General features: G+C 45.8%; 2 protein-coding genes. Both read left to right on the top strand.

Going from position 1 to position 3349, the window contains the following annotated elements; all coding sequences use genetic code 11:
- Window positions 1–1739, top strand: a 1739-nt coding sequence (locus tag AZ66_RS28005) for a DUF11 domain-containing protein (RefSeq protein ID WP_044357924.1), incomplete at its 5' end; no start/stop codon positions are given.
- A 192-nt stretch (window positions 1740–1931) separates the two neighbouring features.
- Window positions 1932–2909 (top strand): aldo/keto reductase, encoded by a 978-nt coding sequence (locus AZ66_RS28000; protein WP_044357922.1) that lies wholly within the window; start codon window positions 1932–1934, stop codon window positions 2907–2909.
- The last annotated feature ends 440 nt before the right edge of the window (window positions 2910–3349 follow it).

The following is a 3349-nucleotide window of genomic DNA, read 5'->3' as shown; positions in this document are numbered from 1 at the left end:
GGTACAGTCTTGAACACGGCAACGACGTTTTTCAGATCAGACCGAGACCGCAATCCGCTACAACAGAAACGCTAGTAATCGAACAGCCGATACTTGAGTTATTGATATCGAAGTTCGCAGGACCAGATCCCGCTACTGTCGGTGAAGAGCTCAACTATACAATAGTTGTCTCCAACGAAACGGAGGGATTATTAACCGGAGTAGAAGTGGTGGATGTGCTGCCGCCTGGTCTCGTCTTCGTATCTGCCGAAACTACGCAAGGAACCGTAACTGAGGTGGCTGGCACCGTGACAGCATTGATTGGTGATCTTGATCCTGGTCAGTCTGAAATCATCACGATAACCGTTATTCCTACAGCTCCAGGCATCGTAACAAATACAGCTACAGCGACATCTAATCAAACGCCACCAGTATCATCCACAATTGAGACGACGGTCAACGCGCTTCCACCTGCTTTTTTAACCATTGAGAAGCTTGCCGAGCCGAATCTCGTAACCCTTGGGAATGAAGTCATCTTTCAAGTGACGGTGTGCAACATGGGAGAAACGGCGGCCACAAATGTGGTTGCGGTGGACACATTACCTGGAGGCGTTGAAGTCACTGGTATCCAAGTATCTGAAGGCACATTCACGCAGATTGGGCCAACGATTATAGCATCTTTCGGTGTCATTGCCCCTGGAACGTGCGCTATGATTACGATCGAAGCAATTACGGCTGTAACAGGAACATTAACGAACACAGCAGTGGTGACCGCTGATAATGTTGAAGACTCTGAAACAGCAACCGCAAGCATTACGGTATTACAGCCGCTCGCAATTTCGAAGCAAGCTTCAAGCAACCCTGTGCTTGTTGGCAGCCTGTTGCAATATACGATCAGTGTTGCAAATCTCGGAGAACTTCCTCTAACGAATGTAATCGTACGTGATGTCATTCCTCCTACGGTTGAATTTGTCAGTGTTCAATCTGAAGGAGACACTTGCTCTGTATCCGGGCAGACCGTTACTTGTCTCTTGGGCACATTGGAGGGTCAACAAGAACAGACGATTATCATTACAGTCATTCCTTTGTTAGAAGGGGTGGTTACCAACACGGCTACCGCTCAGGCGGATAATACGCCTCCTGTTACAGCTACGATTACGACGTTAGTTGTTCGTCCTTTAGAGTGCATTTCTGTCAGCAAACTGTTCGATTGGGTTGTCACTCGGAGTGATTTTATCGTGGAAGAGTCTATTCCCGAAAACTGCAGGGCTTTCGTAGAACAAGCAATTGCTGGCGGTCGGCAAGTGCTCGTGAGCTGCAATGCAGTGCCAGCTACGGGAGAATGCAGCATCACGGTTGTAAAGCGGCTGCCGCTGCCCATTATCGGATCGCAAGCAGCTATTGTACTGACTACGTGCTCTGCAGAAGTAACGATTACGTTAACAGATAGTGGGACAGGAGAAACATGCACGTTTACACTATTAGTCAAGAATAACGAGAAAGTATCACTCTGCTTACCGCTCCCATTAGATGAATCCAACATTACTTCTCAAATATTCGATATCCATTGTGCTGCACGAATTACTGACAGCTTAACGATTGAGCTGCAATTGGATTGGTGTTTAGAACTTGTCGTGAAATTTACAATTCCGCTGATGGTTGAAGCGACATTCTGTCAACCTAGGGCATTAATCCCGATACCGGAGTCATGCAGCATCAGTGTTCCGATGCAATGTCCGACGCTTTTTCCATTCGTATAATTGTCTTGTAATCCATAACAGATTCTGGATTCTATATTGTTGTTGAGAACTCATGCTTGCATGAGTTCTTCTTTATGTACGCGGAAGAGGAATCGTAAGGCAGGCACTCATCTTTGATACTTCATTCAAATCAAGGGGTTAGCTTGTGATATAATTACTGCTGTAAATAAGGAAAGCAAGGAGTTGATCTTCATGCAATATCGTCGTCTTGGCAATAGTGGATTGAAGGTGTCTGTGCTTGGATTAGGAACAAATGCTTTCGGCAAGCGGGCTGACAAGCAGGCTTCGACTCGAATTATTCATCAAGCGTTGGAATATGGCATTAACTTTATTGATACGGCTAATATTTATGCTGGTTCAGAATCAGAACGCATCATAGGTGAGGCACTGACAGGCAAACGACACAATGTCGTGCTGACAACGAAGGCTGGATTAATTCGAGGTCAGGGGCCGAACGAGCGCGGCTCATCTCGCTTTCATTTGCAGCAGGAATTAGACAATAGCTTGAAGCGGCTGAATACCGATTATATTGACCTGTATCAAATACATACATTTGATCCGTATACTCCACTTGAGGAGACGCTTCGGACGCTTGATGATATGATACGTTCAGGCAAAGTGCGGTATATCGGAGCGTCTAATTACGCTGCTTGGGAGCTGATGAAGGCGATTGGCATCAGTGAACGGCTTGGTCTAAATCGTTATGTGTCCATGCAAACCAGCTATTCACTGGCTGATCGAACGCCAGAACTGGAACTGGTTCCGTTATGTCAGGATCAAGGGGTGGGAATCATCCCATATTATCCACTTGCAGGAGGAATTCTGACAGGGAAATATCGTGAGGGCGATCAGAAGCCAGCTGGCTCACGAGCAGATACGGATCCGAATTTCTACAAGTTCTTCAATGAAGAACGGTTTGCGTTAAGTGAACAGGTGAGCGAATTGGCAACGGATATTGGCTGTAGCCCAAGCTCGTTGTCATTAGCTTGGCTCACGCACCAGCCTTGTGTATCGACAGTCATTGTAGGGGCGACGAAGGTGGAGCAGTTAGAGGACAATATAACGAGTGTCAATGTCGAACTTAAAGAAGAACAGTTGAACCGATTGGATGAAATAAGCCGTCGATATCGTTATGGTGAACCTTTTGCTGTATACCGATTGCCTGAGTAAATGAGAAAGTAAGGAAGCAATAGACACCGCCTCTAGGTAATAGGGGCGGTTTTTTGAGTTGAGATTTCGAATTCTTGCGCTCATATTCAAAATACGATGTAAATGGAAGGACGGTATGTATAATAGGGGGAGAAATGGCTTGACCTCATAGCGAGCTGAAAAACTGTACCTGTTCAATTGTCGTCTTGGTCGGTAAGCTATTATTTAATTGGAACATCTTTCTTGAATTGAACAGTGGAAGGGAGTTGCTGGAATCCGTATGCTTAGACAGAATCCGATCTTGGATCTATCAACTGAGGAACAGCACATGCTAGGCTCATATACGTTAGAGAAGATCAGTCAGTATCTATCATACACCGACGAGGTAGTAGTTGCTCCCGAATTAATCCCGTTAAGAAATCGTACAGTATGCGGAGCGAATTGACTTTGCTGCTCCTGTC

It is taken from the genome of Paenibacillus sp. E194, assembly GCF_000935845.1.
In the GTDB taxonomy this organism is placed as follows: domain Bacteria; phylum Bacillota; class Bacilli; order Paenibacillales; family Paenibacillaceae; genus Paenibacillus_B; species Paenibacillus_B alvei_B.
The sequence above is the reverse complement of the archived record's forward strand: the minus strand, read 5'-3'. Positions and strand labels throughout refer to the sequence as shown.